Annotated in this window: 31 protein-coding genes; 29 read left to right on the top strand and 2 right to left on the bottom strand. The window is 42.4% G+C overall.

From position 1 onward, the window contains the following. Positions 1-2 precede the first annotated feature (2 nt). From rplB to rplQ, 24 genes are all read left to right on the top strand, one after another. On the top strand, positions 3-833 hold the full coding sequence (gene rplB / locus AAJP47_RS12390; RefSeq protein ID WP_193006038.1) for a 50S ribosomal protein L2: 831 nt from the start codon (positions 3-5) through the stop codon (positions 831-833). Between the two features lie 12 nt (positions 834-845). Next, positions 846-1121, top strand: a complete 276-nt coding sequence (gene rpsS, locus AAJP47_RS12385; protein ID WP_010196682.1) for a 30S ribosomal protein S19 — start codon at positions 846-848, stop codon at positions 1119-1121. 10 nt (positions 1122-1131) lie between these two features. Beyond that, positions 1132-1461 (top strand): 50S ribosomal protein L22, encoded by a 330-nt coding sequence (gene rplV, locus AAJP47_RS12380; protein WP_021813373.1) that lies wholly within the window; start codon positions 1132-1134, stop codon positions 1459-1461. A gap of 3 nt (positions 1462-1464) precedes the next feature. Further along, the gene (rpsC, locus tag AAJP47_RS12375) at positions 1465-2193 is read left to right on the top strand and encodes a 30S ribosomal protein S3 (protein WP_062843939.1); all 729 of its coding nucleotides are present in this window, start codon (positions 1465-1467) and stop codon (positions 2191-2193) included. A 3-nt stretch (positions 2194-2196) separates the two neighbouring features. Next, positions 2197-2610: a 50S ribosomal protein L16 gene (gene rplP, locus AAJP47_RS12370; protein WP_010196693.1), complete on the top strand. Its 414-nt coding sequence runs from the start codon at positions 2197-2199 to the stop codon at positions 2608-2610. Beyond that, on the top strand, positions 2610-2807 hold the full coding sequence (gene rpmC / locus AAJP47_RS12365) for a 50S ribosomal protein L29 (protein ID WP_346718209.1): 198 nt from the start codon (positions 2610-2612) through the stop codon (positions 2805-2807). Before rplP ends, rpmC begins: the two co-directional genes overlap by 1 nt. Then, on the top strand, positions 2804-3079 hold the full coding sequence (rpsQ, locus tag AAJP47_RS12360; protein ID WP_021813375.1) for a 30S ribosomal protein S17: 276 nt from the start codon (positions 2804-2806) through the stop codon (positions 3077-3079). Before rpmC ends, rpsQ begins: the two co-directional genes overlap by 4 nt. A 182-nt stretch (positions 3080-3261) precedes the next feature. After that, positions 3262-3630 carry a 50S ribosomal protein L14 gene (gene rplN, locus AAJP47_RS12355; RefSeq protein WP_010196702.1) on the top strand — a complete coding sequence of 123 codons (369 nt, stop codon included), beginning with the start codon at positions 3262-3264 and terminating at the stop codon, positions 3628-3630. An 8-nt stretch (positions 3631-3638) separates the two neighbouring features. Further along, a complete protein-coding gene (gene rplX, locus AAJP47_RS12350; protein ID WP_011279796.1) occupies positions 3639-3956 on the top strand; it encodes a 50S ribosomal protein L24 in 318 nt (105 codons plus the stop codon). A gap of 21 nt (positions 3957-3977) precedes the next feature. Then, positions 3978-4514 carry a 50S ribosomal protein L5 gene (gene rplE, locus AAJP47_RS12345; RefSeq protein ID WP_346718208.1) on the top strand — a complete coding sequence of 179 codons (537 nt, stop codon included), beginning with the start codon at positions 3978-3980 and terminating at the stop codon, positions 4512-4514. Positions 4515-4526: 12 nt separating this feature from the next. Next, the gene (gene rpsN, locus AAJP47_RS12340) at positions 4527-4832 is read left to right on the top strand and encodes a 30S ribosomal protein S14 (protein WP_062843941.1); all 306 of its coding nucleotides are present in this window, start codon (positions 4527-4529) and stop codon (positions 4830-4832) included. A gap of 11 nt (positions 4833-4843) precedes the next feature. Next, positions 4844-5242 (top strand): 30S ribosomal protein S8, encoded by a 399-nt coding sequence (gene rpsH / locus AAJP47_RS12335; protein WP_346718207.1) that lies wholly within the window; start codon positions 4844-4846, stop codon positions 5240-5242. Positions 5243-5465: 223 nt separating this feature from the next. After that, the gene (gene rplF / locus AAJP47_RS12330; RefSeq protein ID WP_346718206.1) at positions 5466-5999 is read left to right on the top strand and encodes a 50S ribosomal protein L6; all 534 of its coding nucleotides are present in this window, start codon (positions 5466-5468) and stop codon (positions 5997-5999) included. Positions 6000-6010: 11 nt separating this feature from the next. Further along, positions 6011-6361, top strand: coding sequence for a 50S ribosomal protein L18 (gene rplR / locus AAJP47_RS12325; RefSeq protein WP_346718205.1), 351 nt, complete (start codon positions 6011-6013; stop codon positions 6359-6361). A gap of 2 nt (positions 6362-6363) precedes the next feature. After that, positions 6364-6879, top strand: a complete 516-nt coding sequence (gene rpsE, locus AAJP47_RS12320) for a 30S ribosomal protein S5 (protein WP_193006028.1) — start codon at positions 6364-6366, stop codon at positions 6877-6879. A gap of 20 nt (positions 6880-6899) precedes the next feature. Next, positions 6900-7079 carry a 50S ribosomal protein L30 gene (rpmD, locus tag AAJP47_RS12315; protein ID WP_010196714.1) on the top strand — a complete coding sequence of 60 codons (180 nt, stop codon included), beginning with the start codon at positions 6900-6902 and terminating at the stop codon, positions 7077-7079. Further along, positions 7079-7519 (top strand): 50S ribosomal protein L15, encoded by a 441-nt coding sequence (gene rplO, locus AAJP47_RS12310; RefSeq protein WP_346718204.1) that lies wholly within the window; start codon positions 7079-7081, stop codon positions 7517-7519. Before rpmD ends, rplO begins: the two co-directional genes overlap by 1 nt. 19 nt (positions 7520-7538) lie before the next feature. After that, complete coding sequence (gene secY / locus AAJP47_RS12305) at positions 7539-8870, top strand: preprotein translocase subunit SecY (protein WP_346718307.1); 1332 nt, start codon at positions 7539-7541, stop codon at positions 8868-8870. 31 nt (positions 8871-8901) lie between these two features. After that, positions 8902-9018 carry a 50S ribosomal protein L36 gene (rpmJ, locus tag AAJP47_RS12300; protein WP_010196721.1) on the top strand — a complete coding sequence of 39 codons (117 nt, stop codon included), beginning with the start codon at positions 8902-8904 and terminating at the stop codon, positions 9016-9018. 251 nt (positions 9019-9269) lie between these two features. Continuing rightward, a complete protein-coding gene (gene rpsM / locus AAJP47_RS12295; protein ID WP_021813384.1) occupies positions 9270-9626 on the top strand; it encodes a 30S ribosomal protein S13 in 357 nt (118 codons plus the stop codon). Positions 9627-9646: 20 nt separating this feature from the next. Beyond that, positions 9647-10036 carry a 30S ribosomal protein S11 gene (gene rpsK, locus AAJP47_RS12290; protein ID WP_058368279.1) on the top strand — a complete coding sequence of 130 codons (390 nt, stop codon included), beginning with the start codon at positions 9647-9649 and terminating at the stop codon, positions 10034-10036. A gap of 48 nt (positions 10037-10084) precedes the next feature. Then, positions 10085-10726 (top strand): 30S ribosomal protein S4, encoded by a 642-nt coding sequence (gene rpsD / locus AAJP47_RS12285; protein ID WP_010196731.1) that lies wholly within the window; start codon positions 10085-10087, stop codon positions 10724-10726. Positions 10727-10804: 78 nt separating this feature from the next. Beyond that, the gene (locus AAJP47_RS12280; protein WP_193006024.1) at positions 10805-11812 is read left to right on the top strand and encodes a DNA-directed RNA polymerase subunit alpha; all 1008 of its coding nucleotides are present in this window, start codon (positions 10805-10807) and stop codon (positions 11810-11812) included. 19 nt (positions 11813-11831) lie between these two features. Next, entirely contained in the window at positions 11832-12191 is a 360-nt protein-coding gene (gene rplQ, locus AAJP47_RS12275; RefSeq protein ID WP_021813387.1) for a 50S ribosomal protein L17, read from the top strand. An 83-nt stretch (positions 12192-12274) separates the two neighbouring features. On the opposite strand, the gene AAJP47_RS12270 is transcribed toward rplQ, so the two are convergent. Continuing rightward, on the bottom strand, positions 12275-12895 hold the full coding sequence (locus AAJP47_RS12270) for an L-threonylcarbamoyladenylate synthase (RefSeq protein WP_346718203.1): 621 nt from the start codon (positions 12893-12895) through the stop codon (positions 12275-12277). 305 nt (positions 12896-13200) lie between these two features. After that, positions 13201-13974 (bottom strand): elongation factor P hydroxylase, encoded by a 774-nt coding sequence (locus AAJP47_RS12265; protein ID WP_346718202.1) that lies wholly within the window; start codon positions 13972-13974, stop codon positions 13201-13203. A 158-nt stretch (positions 13975-14132) separates the two neighbouring features. Between AAJP47_RS12265 and AAJP47_RS12260 the strand changes: the two genes are divergently transcribed. The 5 genes from AAJP47_RS12260 (at position 14133) to acpP (ending at position 17861) form a co-directional block, all read left to right on the top strand. Continuing rightward, positions 14133-14726 (top strand): YceD family protein, encoded by a 594-nt coding sequence (locus AAJP47_RS12260; protein ID WP_346718201.1) that lies wholly within the window; start codon positions 14133-14135, stop codon positions 14724-14726. 316 nt (positions 14727-15042) lie between these two features. Then, complete coding sequence (gene rpmF, locus AAJP47_RS12255) at positions 15043-15225, top strand: 50S ribosomal protein L32 (protein ID WP_010196743.1); 183 nt, start codon at positions 15043-15045, stop codon at positions 15223-15225. A 435-nt stretch (positions 15226-15660) separates the two neighbouring features. Continuing rightward, a complete protein-coding gene (gene fabD / locus AAJP47_RS12250) occupies positions 15661-16629 on the top strand; it encodes an ACP S-malonyltransferase (RefSeq protein WP_346718200.1) in 969 nt (322 codons plus the stop codon). Continuing rightward, positions 16620-17354, top strand: a complete 735-nt coding sequence (fabG, locus tag AAJP47_RS12245) for a 3-oxoacyl-ACP reductase FabG (protein ID WP_346718306.1) — start codon at positions 16620-16622, stop codon at positions 17352-17354. Before fabD ends, fabG begins: the two co-directional genes overlap by 10 nt. 270 nt (positions 17355-17624) lie before the next feature. Continuing rightward, complete coding sequence (gene acpP / locus AAJP47_RS12240; RefSeq protein WP_058368288.1) at positions 17625-17861, top strand: acyl carrier protein; 237 nt, start codon at positions 17625-17627, stop codon at positions 17859-17861. Positions 17862-18108: the final 247 nt, after the last annotated feature.

The following is an 18108-nucleotide window of genomic DNA, read 5'->3' as shown; positions in this document are numbered from 1 at the left end:
TCATGCCTATCGTAAAAGCAAAGCCAACATCACCAGGCCGTCGTTTTGTTGAAAAAGTGGTGCATCCACACCTTTACAAAGGTCGTCCTTATGCAGCGCTTCTCGAATCAAAAAGTAAGTCAGGTGGTCGTAACAATAATGGTCGCATAACTACTCGCCATATTGGTGGTGGTCATAAGCAACATTATCGTATCATCGATTTTAAACGTACTAAAGACAATATCCCAGCTGTGGTTGAGCGTATTGAATACGATCCTAACCGTACCGCGCATATTGCTCTGCTTAAGTACGCTGATGGCGAACGTCGTTATATCATTGCTGCTAAAAAACAAGCAGTTGGTGATACTGTAATGTCAGGCGAAACATCGCCAATCCGTCCAGGTAACTGTTTACCGCTGAAAAACATCCCACTGGGTACTGTGATTCATAATATCGAACTTAAAATCGGTAAAGGTGCACAGATGGCTCGTTCTGCGGGCGCAAGCGTTCAGTTATTGGGTCGTGACGGTATCTACGCTATTCTTCGTATGCGTTCAGGCGAAACTCGCCGTGTACACGTGAATTGTCGTGCGGTTATTGGTGAAGTATCTAACACTGAAAACAACTTGAAATCACTTGGTAAAGCCGGTGCATCACGTTGGCGCGGTGTTCGTCCTTCAGTTCGTGGTGTTGCTATGAACCCGGTTGATCACCCACACGGTGGTGGTGAAGGTCGTAACAAAGGTCGCCATCCAACTAGCCCTTGGGGTCAGAAGTCTAAAGGACTTAAAACGCGTCACAATAAGCGTACTGACAGTATGATCATCCGTCGCCGTCGCGCCAAGAAGAAATAAAGGAAGAATTTCATGCCTCGTTCATTGAAAAAAGGTCCATTCATAGACGCGCATTTGTTTGCCAAAGTTGAGAATGCACTAGACACCAACTCACGCAAACCAATTAAGACTTGGTCGCGCCGCTCGATGATTCTGCCACAAATGGTTGGCCTAACCTTATCTGTTCACAATGGTCGTACTCATGTACCGGTCATCGTAAGCGAACAGATGGTTGGTCATAAACTAGGTGAATTTGCCCCGACTCGTACGTATCGTGGTCACGGCATTGACAAAAAAGCTAAGAGATAAGGTGCTTACCATGGAAGTAACTGCAAAATTACGCGGTGCCGCCATTTCGGCACAAAAAGTTAGACTCGTTGCTGATGAAGTTCGTGGCAAATCTATCGAGCGTGCTTTGGATATCCTAACGTATAGTAATAAAAAAGGCGCTGTATTTGTTAAGAAATGCCTTAACTCAGCCATCGCCAATGCCGAGCATAATCACGGCCTAGATATTGACGACCTAAAAGTCGCTACTATCTACGTTGATGAAGGCATTACGCTAAAACGTATCCTACCACGTGCTAAAGGTCGCGCTGATCGTATCAGTAAGCGTACTTGTCACATCACTATAAAGGTAGGAGAATAAGTTATGGGTCAGAAAGTACATCCAATCGGAATTCGTCTTGGTGTTGTAAAAAAGCATAATGCAAATTGGTATGCTAACCCTAAACAATACTCAGAATACCTCATCAACGACATCCAAGTTCGTGAGTATCTTCGCAAGAAGCTAGATAATGCTATGATTAGTAATATCATGATTGAGCGTCCTACTGGTGCTGCTAAGATTACCATCGCCACTGCGCGTCCTGGTATTGTTATCGGTAAGAAAGGCGAAGATATTGAAAGACTTCAAAAAGAATTGACCAAAATTATGGGCGTACCTGCTCAGGTCAACATTGAAGAAATCACGTCGCCTGATCTTGATGCACGTTTGGTAGCAGACGGTATCGCAAGCCAGCTTGAGCGTCGTGTTATGTTCCGTCGTGCGATGAAGCGCGCCGTACAAAACAGCATGCGTTCTGGTGCCAAGGGTATCAAAGTTGAGTTGTCTGGCCGTCTTGGCGGTGCTGAGATTGCTCGTAGTGAGTGGTACCGTGAAGGTCGTGTACCATTGCACACCCTCCGCGCTGATATTGACTATTCGTCAGTACGTGCAGAGACAACTTACGGCACTATCGGTGTAAAAGTTTGGATTTTCCGTGGCGAAATCCTTGACGGTATGAACAGTGTTTATAATCCCGTCAATGAAGAGAAGCCTCGTGCGCCAAAACGCCGTGGTCGTGGAAACGGAAATCGTCGAAACTCAGACAGAGGTTAAACTATGTTACAGCCAAAACGTACCAAGTTTCGTAAAATGCATAAAGGTCGTAACACAGGTCTTGCTCACCGTGGAAGCACCGTTGCATTCGGACAAATTGGTCTAAAATCTTTGACTCGTGGTCGTATGACTGCCCGTCAAATTGAAGCAGCACGTCGTACCATCACTCGTAAAATTAAGCGTGGCGGTAAGATTTGGATTCGTGTATTCCCAGACAAGCCAATTACCAACAAACCATTAGAAGTACGTATGGGTAAAGGTAAAGGTCCTGTAGAGTATTGGGTATGCGAAATCAAACCTGGTAAAGTGCTATATGAAATTGAAGGGGTGCCAGAAGAGCTTGCACGTGAAGCTTTCACGCTTGCTGCAGCAAAATTGCCCTTTAAAACTACCATTGTTAAGCGGACGATAATGTAATGAAGATCAGTGAATTACGTGAAAAATCATTAGAAGAACTGACCCAGTTACTTGATGAAAAGCAACTTGATGCTTTCCGTATTCGTATGGCTAAAGCAACTGGTCAGTTGGGTAATACCCATGAAGTCAGAGGCAATCGTCGTACGATTGCTCAGATTCAGACTTTGATTAACGAGAAACAACGAGGCGACTCATGAGCGATAACAATCAAACAGCTACCAATGCTAGCGTATTGACAGGACGAGTTGTCAGCGACAAGATGGACAAGTCCATCACAGTTTTGATTGAGCGTCTGGTTCGTCATCCTTTGTATGGCAAACAGCTTCGTCGTTCTACAAAGATCAAAGCACATGATGAGAATAACGTCTGCCAACAAGGTGACCTTGTCCGCATCAAAGAAACGCGTCCAATCTCTAAAACCAAGTCATGGACTTTGGTTGATGTGGTTGAAAAAGTAGAAAAAATCTAAGTAAATTGCATTAAAAGCCAGAAGCTGTTAAAATAGCCGCCTTTTTAAGGATGCTGATTGCGCCGAGCGTATATCACTCACATTAAGAGTAAGCAGCGGTTATTAATATTAAAATGCCGACTACTCATACTGTGCTAGCGGCAGCAACTGGTTTTTATTGCTCATACGTGTGGAGTAACGCTATGATTCAGGTTGAGTCAATGCTGGAAGTTGCAGACAATAGCGGTGCAAGGCGAGTTCAGTGCATTAAAGTACTGGGTGGTTCTCATCGTCGTTATGCATCAGTTGGCGACATTATTAAAGTAACGGTTAAAGAAGCCATTCCACGTGGTCGTGTTAAAAAAGGCGACGTGATGAATGCAGTAGTTGTACGTACCAAAAAAGGCGTTCGTCGTCCGGATGGTTCTGTGTTACGTTTTGATGACAATGCTGCGGTATTGTTGAACCAAAACAAAGCACCTATTGCAACTCGTATTTTTGGACCGGTAACTCGTGAACTACGTGGTGATCAGTTTATGAAAATTGTATCACTAGCACCAGAAGTATTGTGAGGTAATCCATGTCAAAATTACGTAAAGGCGATACAGTTATCGTGATTGCTGGTAAAGATAAAGGCAAACAAGGTACTGTTCAAGCTGTAAAAAATGATCGTATTAAAGTAGAAGGCATTAATATTGTCACCAAACATCAGAAGCCAAATCAGGCAACTGGCGTCGAAGGCGGCATTCTTAAGCAAGAAGCTTTTCTGCATATCTCAAATGTCGCAATATTAAATGCGCAAACCCAAAAAGCTGATCGTATTACTTATCAGTTCGGCGAAGACGGCAAGAAACAACGCGTCTATCGTTCGAACGGTGAAGTAGTGGCGACTGCGTAAGACACTAAGGGTGTAATGGTAATGGCAAGATTAAAATCTTTATATAACGATGAACTAAAGCAGAAAATCAAAGAAGAACTTGGTTTGGCGAATGTGATGCAAGTGCCTAAAATCACTAAAATCACACTAAACATGGGTGTAGGCGGTGCGTCTCAAGATAAGAAATTACTTGAAGGTGCAGTGGCTGATATGACTGCAATTGCTGGTCAAAAGCCTGTTGTCACCAAAGCGCGTAAATCAGTTGCTGGCTTTAAGATTCGTGAAGAATGGCCAATTGGCTGTAAAGTAACGCTACGCGGTGAGCAAATGTACGAATTTTTAGATCGTCTCGTTGCCATTGCAATTCCTCGTATTCGTGATTTCCGCGGTTTTTCACCTAAAGCCTTTGACGGACGTGGTAACTACTCATTGGGTATCAAAGAACAAATCGTATTCCCAGAAGTAGACTTTGATAAGATCGATCGTATCCGTGGTATGGATGTGACTATCACTACGTCAGCTGCTACTGATGAAGAAGGTCGTGCGTTGCTTAAAGCATTCGGCTTCCCATTTAAATAAGGTAAAGACGTTATGGCAAAGAAGAGCATGATTAACCGCGAATTAAAGCGCGAGAAAATGGTTGCTAAATATGCTGAAAAGCGTATCAAGCTAAAAGAAACTATCAGTGATATGAATGCAAGCGACGAAACTCGTATGGAAGCAATGTTAGAGCTACAAGCTCTTCCACGCAACTCATCACCAGTACGTCTACGCAATCGTTGTGCTATCACCGGTCGTCCTCACGGTTACTTCCGCAAGTTTGGCTTATCACGCAATATGCTGCGTGAGCGTGTCATGCAAGGCGATGTGCCTGGTGTTCGTAAAGCAAGCTGGTAAGGAGTAACTATATGAGTATGCAAGATACCGTTGGGGATATGCTAACCCGTATCCGTAACGCACAAATGGCTAACAAAGTATCGGTAACAATGCCGAGCTCTAAATTACGCAAGTCAATTGCTGATTTATTAGTTAGCGAAGGTTACGTAGCAAGCGCTGTTGTTACTGAAGAAGATAACAATAAAGCAAACCTATCTATCGAACTAAAATACTTCGAAGGCCGTGCTGTCATCGAAACTATTCAACGTTTTAGCCGTCCTGGTTTACGCCAGCATCGCGGTAAAGACGCTATCCCTACTGTTAAGCAAGGTATGGGTGTTGCTATCGTATCAACCAGCCAAGGTATCATGAGCGATCGTGCTGCACGCGCTGCAGGTATCGGTGGTGAAATCGTTGCATTCGTTGCCTAATTAGCATTTAATGCGTTAGATAACGAGACGATAAAGTCTATTTGATCTCCTTTAAGATTTGCTGCTACCTAAATAGGTTTAGCAAATCTTGATTAAGCTTTACATCTGATATTAATAAAATTGAAGGGTGTTTAGTGGAGGCAATTATGCTAAACTAGCAGGCTTTTTAGCCTGTTAGTTTTTTCGCTAATATAAAGAAGTCAATTTTTTAAGGAATATTCCTATGTCTCGTGTGGCTAAAGCCCCAGTAGCGTTGCCAAACGGCGTAAGCGTTACTTTGAACGATCGGCAGGTCGAAGTTAAAGGCAAGAACGGCAATTTGTCTTTACGCCTGCATGAATTGGTCGAGCTGAAACAGGAAGATGATGCTATCATTTTCTCACCTACAGTCGATTCAAAAGAAGCTATGATGCACACTGGCACCATGCGCGCCTTGCTTAACAACTATGTTACAGGCGTGAACGAAGGCTTTGAAAGACGTCTTCAGTTAATTGGTGTTGGTTACCGCGCTCAAGTTACTGGTAACAAAGTAACATTGAACGTTGGTTATTCTCATCCAGTAGAGTACACGTTACCTGAAGGTGTGTCAGCTGAAACCCCAACGCAAACTGAAATTGTTTTGAAGTCAAACAATAAACAGCAGCTTGGTCAAGCAGCGGCTAATATCCGTGGTTTCCGTCCACCTGAGCCTTATAAAGGTAAAGGTATCCGTTACAGTGATGAACATGTGATTCGCAAAGAAGCTAAGAAAAAATAAGGTGAGTTGAAATGTTTGATAAAAAAGCAGCTCGTCTGCGTCGAGCTAAGAAAACCCGCGCGCATATCCGTGTCTTAGGCGCTCATCGCTTAACGGTTAACCGCACGCCAAAACATATTTATGCCCAGATTATCTCTCCGAACGGTGGTGAAGTGATTGCTCAGGCATCTACGTTGGACGGCAGTTTACGTTCAGGCGCAACTGGCAACATTGATGCCGCAACGTCTGTAGGCCAAATGATCGCAGAACGCGCAAAAGCAGCTGGTATTACTAAAGTTGCCTTTGACCGCAGTGGTTTTAAATATCATGGTCGAGTTAAAGCTTTAGCGGAAGCAGCTCGCGAAAATGGATTGGAGTTTTAATCATGGCTAGAAATGATAAAAATGATAAGAACGAACAGACTGACGGTCTAGTAGAACGCCTAGTTACCGTTGATCGCGTTGCAAAAGTTGTTAAAGGTGGTCGTATTTTCTCTTTCACTGCGTTGACCGTAGTGGGCGATGGCAATGGTCGTGTTGGTTTTGGTCGCGGTAAAGCCCGTGAAGTACCAGCAGCGATTCAAAAAGCGTTAGAAGCTGCCAAACGCAATATGATCACTGTTGATCTTAATGATGCAACTTTGTATCATCCAATCAAAGCACGTCATGGCGCAAGTAAAGTCTATATGCAACCTGCATCTGAAGGTACTGGCGTAATCGCTGGTGGCGCAATGCGTGCTGTATTAGAAGTTGCTGGTGTCAAAGATGTTTTGACTAAATGTTATGGTTCTACCAATACTGCTAACGTTGTTCGTGCAACGTTTAACGGTTTACGTGATATGTCAACTCCAGAAAAGATGGCAGCTAAGCGTGGTAAATCTGTAGACGAAATCTTGGGTTAACTTAGACTAGGTGAGTTACGATGAAAAAAATGAAAGTCACTCAATTTAAATCGGGTGCCCATCGCCTAAAGAGCCACAAAGCGAGCTTGAAAGGATTGGGTTTACGCCGTATTAATCATACTGTTGAAGTAGAAGATACTCCTTCAACCCGTGGTATGGTCAATCGCGTCAACTACATGGTAAAAGTGGAGGAAGCGTAATGGGACTTAGATTAAATGAATTATCACCAGGTGTTGGCGCAAAGAAAACTGCCCAACGTCGTGGTCGTGGTATCGGTTCAGGTCTTGGTAAGACTGGTGGTCGTGGTGTAAAAGGTCAGAAATCTCGTTCAGGTTCTAGCATTCGCTCAGGATTTGAAGGTGGTCAAATGCCTTTATACCGTCGTCTACCAAAATTTGGTTTTACCAGTAAAATGGCAATGAAGACGGCTGAAGTACGTCTTTCTGAACTAAATAAAATTGAAGGCGATGTGGTTAGCATTGAAACACTTAAAGCTGCCAACCTTATCCGTCATGATATGAAGCGTGCCCGTGTTATGCTATCAGGCGAAGTTACTAAAGCTTATACTTTTAAAGGTATTAAAGTAACTAAAGGCGCTAAGCAAGCAATCGAAGCTGCTGGTGGTAGCATCGAGGAGTAGTAACGTGTCAAAACAATCAATGTCATCGACTGGTATACCGCTTAATCCGTTTGCCTTCATACGTAAGTATGATGAATTATGGACACGCTTATTATTTTTAATCGGCGCATTGATTGTTTATCGTTTAGGATCGCATATTCCTGTACCGGGTATTAACCCAGTTAATCTAGCTGATCTGTTTTCGCGCAACGAAAATACTATTCTGAGCATGTTTAACATGTTCTCAGGTGGTGCACTAGAACGCATGTCCATCATGGCACTTGGCATTATGCCCTATATTTCAGCATCAATTATTGTACAAATGATGTCTGCAGTATTGCCATCGCTTGAAGCGCTCAAAAAAGAGGGTGAAGCAGGACGGCGTAAGCTGAATAAGTATACCCGTCAAGGGACGCTTGGTTTAGCACTGGTACAATCGTTAGGAATGTGTGCTGGATTAATCAGTCAAAATCTTACCTTATCTACTGGCCTTACCTTTTATATCCCAGCGGTTACTTCTTTAGTCGCAGGGGCTATGTTCTTAATGTGGCTTGGTGAGCAGATTACAGAACGTGGGGTTGGTAATGGTATTTCAATGCTCATTTTTGCGAGTATTGTGGCGGGTACACCAGGTATGATTTCGCAGTCCATCGAGCAGGTCAATCAAGGTCAAATGAACTTGATTGTACTGTTTATTTTTGCTTTGTTAGGTATCGCGGTTACTGCTGGTATTGTTTATATTGAACGTGCCCAGCGCCGTGTACCCGTAAACTATGCACAAAAACAGCAACAAGGTCGCAAGATTTACGCTCAACAGCAGTCTCATTTGCCGTTGAAGCTTAATATGGCAGGGGTTATCCCGGCCATTTTTGCCAGTTCATTGTTGTTGTTTCCAGCAAGTTTAGGGCAGTGGGTTGGTCAATCGACTGATCCTACTTTCACACAAAGTATATTACAAAATATGGCATTGGTATTGTCTCCAGGACAACCGCTGTATTTGGTACTGTTCGGTGCGATGATTATTTTCTTCTGTTACTTTTACACGGCATTGGTATTTAGTCCACGTGAAGTAGCTGAGAACCTTAAACGTAGTGGTGCGTATATTCCAGGTATTCGCCCAGGACAACAAACTCAGCGTTATCTCGATCATGTATTAAACCGACTGACCTTTATTGGCGCGATGTATATGACGGTTATTTGTTTAATGCCAATGATCGTCCAGTCATCGTTTGGTGTACCGTTCCATCTTGGGGGTACGTCTTTGCTGATTATGGTGGTTGTGGTAATGGATTTCATTTCGCAGGTAAAAGCGCACTTGATGACTCATCAATATCATGATCAGACGTTAATTCAATCGCCCACTCAATCTTAAATGAGCGGTACGATATTTCAAGGAGCATGCTATGAAAGTTCAAGCATCAGTTAAAAAGATTTGTGGTAGCTGTAAAGTTGTGCGCCGTAAAGGCCGTGTACATATTATTTGTACAGCTGAACCTCGCCACAAGCAACGTCAAGGTTAATATTTAGTATCTTAAGGTTTTAAACTTTTGTTACTATTTAAATTAAAGCTTGAAAAATAACGGCGGATGCGATATCATCCGCCACTTGCCGTGTTTATACAGAATATTTTATAATATTATCGATGATAAGCTTGTCATTAAGCTAAAACAGCGATTTTAATCGTAAAAGATCTAGTATTAACAGCAACAAATCTGAGAAATAATGCCTTATCAGTAGATAACGCTTATTTTTCTTTAATGGAGAGAAATCAATGGCTCGTATTGCCGGCGTAAACATTCCGGATAATAAGCATGCTGTTATTTCACTAACTTACATTTTTGGTGTAGGTCGTACCACTGCTCAGAAAATCTTAGAAGCAGTTGGCATTGCCCCTACTACTAAAGTTAGTCAGTTAGATGATACACAGTTAGATGCTATCCGTGCACAAGTTGCAAACTATATGACTGAAGGTGACCTTCGTCGTGAAGTTTCAATGAACATTAAGCGTTTAGTTGATCTTGGTTGTTACCGTGGTATCCGCCATCGTCGTAACCTACCAGTTAGAGGTCAGAATACCAAGAATAACGCTCGTACTCGTAAGGGTCCGACACGTCCTCTCAAAAGATAATTAACTTAGGAAGCTAAAAGATGGCAAAAGACACTCGTAGTCGCAAAAAGGTGACTCGTCGTTCAGTATCGGAGGGCGTAGCCCATATCCATGCGTCTTTTAATAACACCATTGTTACGATTACCGATCGTCAAGGTAATGCATTGGCTTGGGCCACTTCAGGTGGACAAGGCTTCCGTGGTTCACGTAAATCTACACCATTTGCAGCTCAGGTTGCAGCTGAAGTCGCTGGTAAAGCGGCTCAAGAATATGGTGTTAAGAACATCGATGTTTTGGTCAAAGGACCAGGACCGGGTCGTGAGTCTGCGGTAAGAGCACTAGGTGCATTGGGTTATAAAGTTAACAGCATCTCTGATGTAACCCCAATCCCACACAATGGTTGCCGTGCGCCGAAAAAGCGCCGCGTCTAATATTAAAGACGAAGCTTTTTATTTCAAAAGCTTATAGGAGACATAAACATGGCCCGTTATATTGGACCAAAACTCAAATTATCACGTCGTGAAGGTACAGACTTGGGCCTTAAGTCTGGCGTTAAACCATACGACGTAAAAACGAAAAAAGCTGGTCGTCCACCAGGTCAGCACGGCGTAAGCCGTAACAAGACCTCAGAATATGCTCTACAGTTGCGTGAAAAGCAAAAAGTTAAGCGTATTTACGGTGTATTAGAGCGTCAGTTTGCTAATTACTATAAAGAAGCTGCTCGTAAGCGTGGCGCTACTGGTGAAAACCTTTTAGCTATGCTAGAAAGTCGTTTAGACAACGTAGTATATCGCATGGGCTTTGGCTCAACTCGCGCTGAAGCACGTCAGCTAGTCAGTCATCGTACTGTTATGGTAAAAAAAGCTGGTCGTGATGAGTTTGTTCGTGTGAACATTCCATCAATTCAGCTTCAAGATGGTGATGTCATCGCTATCCAAGAGAAGTCTCGCGAACAGCTACGTATTAAAAATGCTATTGAACTAGCAACACAACGTGGTATTCCAGAATGGCTAGATGTTGATCACAGCAAACTACAGGGTACGTTTAAACAAGCGCCTGATCGTATTGATCTACCTGCTGAAATCAACGAAAGCTTGATCGTTGAGCTATACTCTAAATAAACGTACTGCTCAATGCTATGAAGTTAGCATTGAGCAATCAACGTTAATTAAACCAGTTTAATAAATCGAGGTGACATCATGATGCTAAATGCAACTGAGTTTCTAACGCCGAATGCCATTAATGTGGATACGGTTAATGAAACGATTGCGAAAGTCACGCTCGAACCGTTAGAACGCGGCTTTGGGCATACCTTAGGTAATGCTCTACGTCGCATCTTGTTATCTTCATTACCTGGTGCTGCAGTCATTGAAGCTGAGATTGATGGTGTTGACCATGAATACTCAACGCTTGAAGGGCTACAAGAAGACGTACTTGACCTGCTTTTGAACCTAAAAGGCTTGGCAATTACCCTTCATGACCAAAATGAAGTATTTTTGACCTTGGATAAACAAGGTCCAGGCACTATTACTGCTGCAGACATCTCGTTACCGCACAATGTAGATATTATCAATCCAGAATTGGTATTAGGCACATTGAGCGATCGTGGTCATCTTAAGATGCGTTTGCGTGTAGTGATGGGTCGTGGATATGAGCCAGCAAATCAGCGCCGTGAAGATGGTGATACTAAGGCAATTGGACGCCTAAAACTTGATGCAAGTTTTAGTCCTGTGCTTCGTGTTGCTTATCAGGTTGAGAACGCTCGTGTTGAACAGCGTACTGATCTTGATCGTCTTATCGTTGAGCTTGAAACTAATGGCACTATAGATCCAGAAGAAGCAATTCGTAAAGCAGCCACTATTTTACAACAACAGATTTCTATCTTTGTTGACCTAGAAGCTGAAGAAGCGCCTGAGCCTGTGAAAGAAAAAGAAGAGGTTGATCCGGTGCTATTACGCCCTGTGGACGATCTTGAACTAACGGTTCGCTCAGCCAACTGCTTGAAAGCTGAAAACATTTACTATATCGGTGATTTGGTACAACGTTCAGAGACTGAACTATTAAAAACCCCAAATCTTGGTAAGAAATCATTAACGGAAATCAAAGACGTACTAGCGTCTAAAGATTTAGAGCTCGGTATGCGCCTAGATAACTGGCCACCAGCTGATTTACGTGTTGATGATCGCTTTTCTTATCGTAGCCGTTAAACTTTAAGGATTATTGACTATGCGCCATCGTAAGAGTGGAGTCAAGCTGGGTCGTACCGGCAGTCATCGTAAGGCAATGTTTCAGAACATGACCAACTCATTATTTGAGCATGAACTGATCAAAACAACTTTACCAAAAGCAAAAGAGTTACGTCGCGTTGCCGAGCCATTAATCACTATGGCTAAAGAAGACAGCGTTGCTAACCGTCGTTTGGCATTTAGCCGTATGCGTAGCAAAGCTATGGTAGGCAAATTATTTGGCACGTTAGGTCCTCGTTACCAGACGCGTCCAGGTGGTTATTTGCGTATCGTAAAATGCGGTTACCGTGATGGTGACAATGCGCCAATGGCTTATGTAGAATTGGTTGATCGCGACTAATTTTATACTAATACTATAAGCTATAAAAAAGCTCCAATCCAATTGGAGCTTTTTTTTGCGTATTGTTTACTGCTTTTTACGATCTACAGCAATAGTGATTCGACATCTGCCGCACCTTGTCTCACCACTTCTGGTTGGCTACTGGTCATATCAACAATCGTGGTTAGTTTGGTCGTTTTTATACCCGCGTTAATAAGACCATCTATCTGATTGCCCAATAGCTCTTCAATCTCGAATGGATCATCTAATATGTCGTCTCTATTGGGTAATATGAGTGAGCTGGTCAAGATTGGCTCATCCATGGCCTCTAAAAGTGCCTGAGCAATAGGGTTACTGGGCACTCGTATACCAATGGTTTTTTTCTTGGCATGTGCAAGTTTTTTTGGCACATCTTTTGTGACATTGAGAATGAAGGTAATAGGGGCTGGGGTATGAGCTTTTAGTTGTTTAAACTGTACATTGTCTACAGTCGCATAATTGGCAATTTCACTTAAGTCGCGGCAAAGTAGGGTAAATTGATGTTTATCATCAAGCTCCCTAATTTGCTTGAGCTTTTCTAGCGCATCTTTTGCCCCTAAGCGGCAACCAAAGGCGTAACTGGTATCAGTAGGATAAATAATTAATTGGTCTCTACGTAATAGATCAGCCGCTTGTTCAATAAGTCGGGGCTGTGGATTTTCAGGGTGAATATAAAGTACTTGCATGATGATTCCTTATAATTATTAATTTTTTATCGAGTGTATAGATTTATTATTAAGTAAATATATCGTGGTTTAGGACGATACGCCGTTGTCTTGATAAAGACGATTATAAATAAAGCAATGAGCATATAATTTGGCAAACACTGACCAAATTTACTATTACCAAAAAACGGCCTCAATAATTAGTATAGGTCATAGTAGACATAAATTTAGTGGCAAGGCGTTACTGTCCGTAGAAAATCGTTAACGAAATAATGATAAAGGTAAGAGCAAAGTCAAAAACAACGAAACTGGTATATTAATTTTGGTTATAACGGCTCAGAGGTACAGACATTAAAGCGCATCGCAAGAAAGGTACATAATAAAACTTTAGCATCATGCGGCAACGTATGGGGTTTTGCGATGTATTCTTCAGCTTGTAGATAGACGTCATTAGCAAAAGTGCTCCCACTGGTATCGAATGTCGCAAACAGATTATCCTGCGATACTTGAAAGGGGCGGTCGCACGCCAAAGTAAATAAACATTCTAATGCTTGCGGTTTGATTTCCACGCGCTCAAATGCCTGCTGCTGAGCAGCAGAGCGACCATCTGGTGCGTACCAGTAGCCAAAATCACTCAGAGTTCGACGAGTCTTGCCTGCCACGCACCAGTGGCTTATTTCATGTAGTGCGCTGGCAAAAAAACCATGTGCAAACTCAATCCTTGCGGGTTGATTGTTGCAAGCAGGGAAATATTCCGGTTCTCCTAAGCCACGAGCTAAGACGACTTTTTGGTCTGCAAATAGGGTATTGAATACTAGAATCAACCAGTCTGTCGCTGCTTGTTCGCCACTATCAATTTGTTCGTCATTAGCAATCAAAGTAGGTTGATTGCTATCCTCTACTTTATCGATATAAAGCGTTTGCCATTCTTGTTGCCACTTTTTTAGGTGTGCTTTGTGCTCAAGGGTTTTGCATTCAAGGTTCAACAAATCATTATCTTTCGGAAGACTGGTCAGGTCGATTAAACGTTGCAGCAATTGTACTGCTTTGGCGTGAGACAGGAGAGTAGAGAAATCAGTTTTATTATTAAATGACGTCATAGACAAAACGCTGACCGAATAGAAGATAAAAAGGATAAAAAAACACGCCAAACCATACTATCTAAAACAATTTTAACATACTAGCGCTAGCGCAGCTGGGTGCTTTCCTTTAGTATGGCAGGCAATATTATACACCGTTTTGATGAATGAGGCCTCGCATGTCAAGCACTCCAGAAAGTAAATCGTCGGCACTGCAATCTGATCATAATAAAGCGTCTGTCACCACCAGCATGCCTGAGCATATCTCGTTAGACAAATGGGCAGACACAGGCTATGAATGGTCGGGAGAAGTATCGCCAAATGAATTTAATCGTCTTGCTGGATCTTTATCGACCGAACATGAGCAGTCAAAAACCAAGCTCGATGCTAACTTGTATCGTCGCAATAATGTATTACATTTGGCCTTTACGCTGACTGGTGAGGTTTGGCTCACTTGCCAGCGTTGTCTACAGCCAGTTGCCATTGATTTGTCTGACGACTATAACATTTCGTTATTGGAAAATGAGACTCAAGTGCGTTTGGTCAATGAAGAACAAGATTATTTATTGCTCGACGAAATCATTACTGAGCAGTCGCCAGAGCGTTTATTGCCATTTAAGAAGTTGGTGGAAGATGAGATCTTACTAAAAATTCCGATGGCGCCCAAGCATGTAGACTGTGAGATGACCGTTGAGCAGTTTGGGGAAATACCAGAAGAAGAAGAAAGTGAAAATCCTTTTGCAGCTTTAGCGTCGCTTAAAGGCAAGCTATAACAGGATAATTATTTTATACAGAGTATTTATCATCTCTTTTATGCGCTTTATGTAGAAGAGTGAAAGGCAGGGCTTTATTAATCCAATAAACATGCGTATAATGTCCGGTTTATTGCATTCTAGCAACAAGTTACTTGCTAACAGACGCTGACTAAGCCCGTTGTATAGATTCTAAACATAGTCGGCACCTTTAAGTAGGTGACAATCTATTTAATTACTGATGCTTAAGACTTAGGTTGTTGTGATTGTATAATCTCTGTCAGTATCAACTAAAGCTGAATTTCAAGCTTATCCCTTTAAGTATAGGAGCTACATCATGGCTGTTCAAAAAAGTCGTAAAAGCCGTTCTCGTCGTGACATGCGCCGTTCACACCATCGTATGGAAGTGGCTGAGCTAAGCGTAGATGCTACCACTGGTGAAAAACATCGCCGTCATCACATGACTAAAGATGGTTTTTATCGTGGCCGTCAATTATTCAAAGTCAGTCAAGACGCTTAAGTCCTTGATTGTCTAATATCTAATATAAAAGTAATGATAATACTGGTGATTGTCATTACTTCTTTGCAACCATTATTAGATAATATGCTGTAAATTAAAAAAGCCAAGTTATTTCGTCATCATATATTATGGGGCCGGATAGCTTGGCTTTTTGCTATAAGTTTTTTACAACTGATATTTTAAAAGGTGTTTGTTCTGAATTTTTAGCAGACATTAAAATTAGTTGGTAGGATTTATCCTTTTAACGTATGCAATGTGCTTACTTGCAAGTGTTTGAATGGCCTGCGCTATGATAATAGTGTCTGGCAGTGTATAGTTTGTTGAGGACTGATTGTTGAGACCAGTAATAACAATCATGGCTTGATACAGTATCTAACAATATAATAACCCCCATTGTTTTTAGGGATGTTTCCAATTAAATAAGGACTATTGGTTATGGACTCTGTACCCGATATGGCAAAAAAGCAGCCTATGCGTATTGCAGTGATTTTTCCTGGACAAGGCTCACAAATGGTTGGAATGGTAAGCGAGCTTGCTGAAATTTATCCAGAGATTCGCGATACGTTCACTGAAGCAAGTGATGCGCTTGGTGAAGATTTATGGGCCATCTGTCAAGACGAAGAAAAGCTCAATCAAACGCAATATACTCAGCCAGCTTTATTAACGGCCAGTATCGCGATATGGCGTGTCTTAAAACAAAAAATAACCACAGCGCCCTCTTATTTAGCAGGTCATTCTTTGGGTGAGTATAGTGCGCTTTGTGCCGCTGATGTCATATCCTTAGCGGATGCCGTAAAGCTGGTACATAAGCGTGGTCAGCTAATGCAAGAAGCTGTGCTGGGTATTGATACGGCCATGGCAGCCGTTTTAGGGCTTGAGGACAATCGAGTCGAAAACCTGTGCGAGCAGGCGACCGAGCATGTCGATGGTGCAGTGGTGGGTGCTGCCAACTTTAACAGCCCAGGTCAAGTGGTCATCTCAGGAAATGCAGTCGGTGTTAACGCGGTGATCGATAAAGTACAGAACACTGGCAAAAAAGCCATTTCTTTAAAGGTTAGCGTACCGTCACATTGTGCCCTTATGGAACCTGCTAGCAATGCACTGGCAGAGATATTAGCGGACATCAAGTTTGATCAGGCGACTATTCCTGTGATCCAAAATCGTTATGCACGTATTGAGAGCAGCGCGATAGGGATCAAGCAGGCGTTAACAGAGCAATTGAGTCAACCAGTATTATGGTCGAAAACAATGCAAGAGCTGACTGACAAACAAATCAACGTTTTAATCGAATGCGGTAGTGGTAACGTCTTGAGCAATCTGGCCAAGCGTCAGGCACAGCCAATTACCAGCTATCCTACTGACAAGCCTGCTCGTCTTGATAAATTAATGGAGATATTATCATGAGTCGTACAATTACATTAGTCACTGGTGCCAGTCGCGGCATCGGTAAAGCAGTTGCTAAGCGCTTCGCTAAAGAAGGTCATTTTGTTATTGGGACGGCAACCAGTGAAAAGGGTGCTGAGCTTATCAACGATTATCTTCATGATACGGGCGGTATTGGCAGAGTCTTAGATGTACGCGATACGGCTCAAATTGATAAATTGTTTGAAGAGATTGAAAGCGTTTACGGCGCTGTACAAGTATTGGTCAACAATGCTGGTATCACCCAAGATGGCCTATTGATGCGTATGAAAGATGATGATTGGAGCAATGTCATTGACACCAATTTGACCTCGATCTACCGTATGAGCAAGCGCGCTGTTCGAGGCATGATGAAAGCGCGCCGTGGACGTATCATTAATATTACCTCTGTCGTCGCGCAAATGGGTAATGCTGGTCAGTCTAACTACGCTGCGACCAAAGCTGGCGTTGAAGGCTTTAGCCGTACCTTAGCGCGTGAAATTGGTTCACGCCAAGTGACTATTAACTGCGTGGCGCCTGGTTTGATCGAAACCGATATGACCGATGAGCTGGATGAGCGTCTCCTAAATTCTATGTTAGATGCCGTACCAATCAGCCGTCTGGGTCAACCAGAAGACATCGCAGCAGCGGTACATTTTCTAGCAAGTGATGAGGCCAGCTATATCACAGGCGCTGTTATTCCTGTCAACGGTGGCATGTACATGTAAGCGATAACAGGCGTTACATAGTTATAATAAAGTTCTCATAAAAAACTGTGTGAACGAGTGTAAACTATAATAAAGGGTGCTATAATGACGGACACTTTTATATCAAAGCCCTGTATTATAGTAAGGCTTTATTAAACAGTCGCATAACCTGCATCATGCATTTAGACGACTTACTAATCTAAAAATATCAATTTATGTAAAATGCCATGGTATCTAATCACAGAGCTATGGCAATTTGTCAAAATAATAGATCAAAGAGGAGAAATCTATATGAGTAACGATACCGAGCTAAGAGTTAAATCGGCAGTAGCTGAGCAATTGGGTATGAATGTTGAAGACATCAGTAACGATGCTTCATTCATGGAAGATCTAGGTGCAGATTCACTAGACCTAGTAGAATTGGTAATGTCATTTGAAAGTGATTTTGGTATTACTATTCCTGATGAAGATTCAGCAGAATTGACCACTGTACAAAAAGCAATTGATTACGTACAAGCACAGCTATAATCCGCTATTCGCTTAGCACATGTAATATGGCCGTCTATCTACCAAGATAGGCGGTTTTTTTATCCCCTTTATTTGTCATAACCATTAAAGCCTTATACACAATTACATTAACATAAGCTACGCCAAGTCAACATTACTCAACATACTCTTACTATCCACTCCCTATAACTTTCACTATACTCATAAGGGTAGCAAGGAACGGCCAAATGTATCTAGGTTGGCCGTCAAAAAATAATCACAAATAATA

The sequence above is a fragment of the Psychrobacter halotolerans genome, from assembly GCF_039680845.1.
Taxonomy (GTDB): Bacteria; Pseudomonadota; Gammaproteobacteria; order Pseudomonadales; family Moraxellaceae; genus Psychrobacter.
The sequence above is the reverse complement of the archived record's forward strand: the minus strand, read 5'-3'. Positions and strand labels throughout refer to the sequence as shown.

Excerpts from the sequence above, each read along its gene's own strand:
- rpsE (WP_193006028.1), top strand. The coding sequence starts at position 6,364 with ATGGCTAGAAATGATAAAAATGATAAGAACGAACAGACTGACGGTCTA.
- rpsK (WP_058368279.1), top strand. The coding sequence starts at position 9,647 with ATGGCAAAAGACACTCGTAGTCGCAAAAAGGTGACTCGTCGTTCAGTA.
- rplN (WP_010196702.1), top strand. The coding sequence starts at position 3,262 with ATGATTCAGGTTGAGTCAATGCTGGAAGTTGCAGACAATAGCGGTGCA.
- rpmC (WP_346718209.1), top strand. The coding sequence starts at position 2,610 with ATGAAGATCAGTGAATTACGTGAAAAATCATTAGAAGAACTGACCCAG.
- secY (WP_346718307.1), top strand. The coding sequence starts at position 7,539 with ATGTCATCGACTGGTATACCGCTTAATCCGTTTGCCTTCATACGTAAG.
- rplF (WP_346718206.1), top strand. The coding sequence starts at position 5,466 with ATGTCTCGTGTGGCTAAAGCCCCAGTAGCGTTGCCAAACGGCGTAAGC.
- AAJP47_RS12260 (WP_346718201.1), top strand. The coding sequence starts at position 14,133 with ATGTCAAGCACTCCAGAAAGTAAATCGTCGGCACTGCAATCTGATCAT.
- rpsC (WP_062843939.1), top strand. The coding sequence starts at position 1,465 with ATGGGTCAGAAAGTACATCCAATCGGAATTCGTCTTGGTGTTGTAAAA.
- rpsH (WP_346718207.1), top strand. The coding sequence starts at position 4,844 with ATGAGTATGCAAGATACCGTTGGGGATATGCTAACCCGTATCCGTAAC.
- rpsQ (WP_021813375.1), top strand. The coding sequence starts at position 2,804 with ATGAGCGATAACAATCAAACAGCTACCAATGCTAGCGTATTGACAGGA.
- rplX (WP_011279796.1), top strand. The coding sequence starts at position 3,639 with ATGTCAAAATTACGTAAAGGCGATACAGTTATCGTGATTGCTGGTAAA.
- rpmD (WP_010196714.1), top strand. The coding sequence starts at position 6,900 with ATGAAAAAAATGAAAGTCACTCAATTTAAATCGGGTGCCCATCGCCTA.
- rplE (WP_346718208.1), top strand. The coding sequence starts at position 3,978 with ATGGCAAGATTAAAATCTTTATATAACGATGAACTAAAGCAGAAAATC.
- rpsD (WP_010196731.1), top strand. The coding sequence starts at position 10,085 with ATGGCCCGTTATATTGGACCAAAACTCAAATTATCACGTCGTGAAGGT.
- rplP (WP_010196693.1), top strand. The coding sequence starts at position 2,197 with ATGTTACAGCCAAAACGTACCAAGTTTCGTAAAATGCATAAAGGTCGT.
- AAJP47_RS12270 (WP_346718203.1), bottom strand. The coding sequence starts at position 12,895 with ATGCAAGTACTTTATATTCACCCTGAAAATCCACAGCCCCGACTTATT.
- rpsM (WP_021813384.1), top strand. The coding sequence starts at position 9,270 with ATGGCTCGTATTGCCGGCGTAAACATTCCGGATAATAAGCATGCTGTT.
- rpsS (WP_010196682.1), top strand. The coding sequence starts at position 846 with ATGCCTCGTTCATTGAAAAAAGGTCCATTCATAGACGCGCATTTGTTT.
- AAJP47_RS12265 (WP_346718202.1), bottom strand. The coding sequence starts at position 13,974 with ATGACGTCATTTAATAATAAAACTGATTTCTCTACTCTCCTGTCTCAC.
- rpmF (WP_010196743.1), top strand. The coding sequence starts at position 15,043 with ATGGCTGTTCAAAAAAGTCGTAAAAGCCGTTCTCGTCGTGACATGCGC.
- AAJP47_RS12280 (WP_193006024.1), top strand. The coding sequence starts at position 10,805 with ATGATGCTAAATGCAACTGAGTTTCTAACGCCGAATGCCATTAATGTG.
- rplR (WP_346718205.1), top strand. The coding sequence starts at position 6,011 with ATGTTTGATAAAAAAGCAGCTCGTCTGCGTCGAGCTAAGAAAACCCGC.
- acpP (WP_058368288.1), top strand. The coding sequence starts at position 17,625 with ATGAGTAACGATACCGAGCTAAGAGTTAAATCGGCAGTAGCTGAGCAA.
- fabD (WP_346718200.1), top strand. The coding sequence starts at position 15,661 with ATGGACTCTGTACCCGATATGGCAAAAAAGCAGCCTATGCGTATTGCA.
- rplQ (WP_021813387.1), top strand. The coding sequence starts at position 11,832 with ATGCGCCATCGTAAGAGTGGAGTCAAGCTGGGTCGTACCGGCAGTCAT.
- rpmJ (WP_010196721.1), top strand. The coding sequence starts at position 8,902 with ATGAAAGTTCAAGCATCAGTTAAAAAGATTTGTGGTAGCTGTAAAGTT.
- rplV (WP_021813373.1), top strand. The coding sequence starts at position 1,132 with ATGGAAGTAACTGCAAAATTACGCGGTGCCGCCATTTCGGCACAAAAA.
- rplB (WP_193006038.1), top strand. The coding sequence starts at position 3 with ATGCCTATCGTAAAAGCAAAGCCAACATCACCAGGCCGTCGTTTTGTT.
- rplO (WP_346718204.1), top strand. The coding sequence starts at position 7,079 with ATGGGACTTAGATTAAATGAATTATCACCAGGTGTTGGCGCAAAGAAA.
- rpsN (WP_062843941.1), top strand. The coding sequence starts at position 4,527 with ATGGCAAAGAAGAGCATGATTAACCGCGAATTAAAGCGCGAGAAAATG.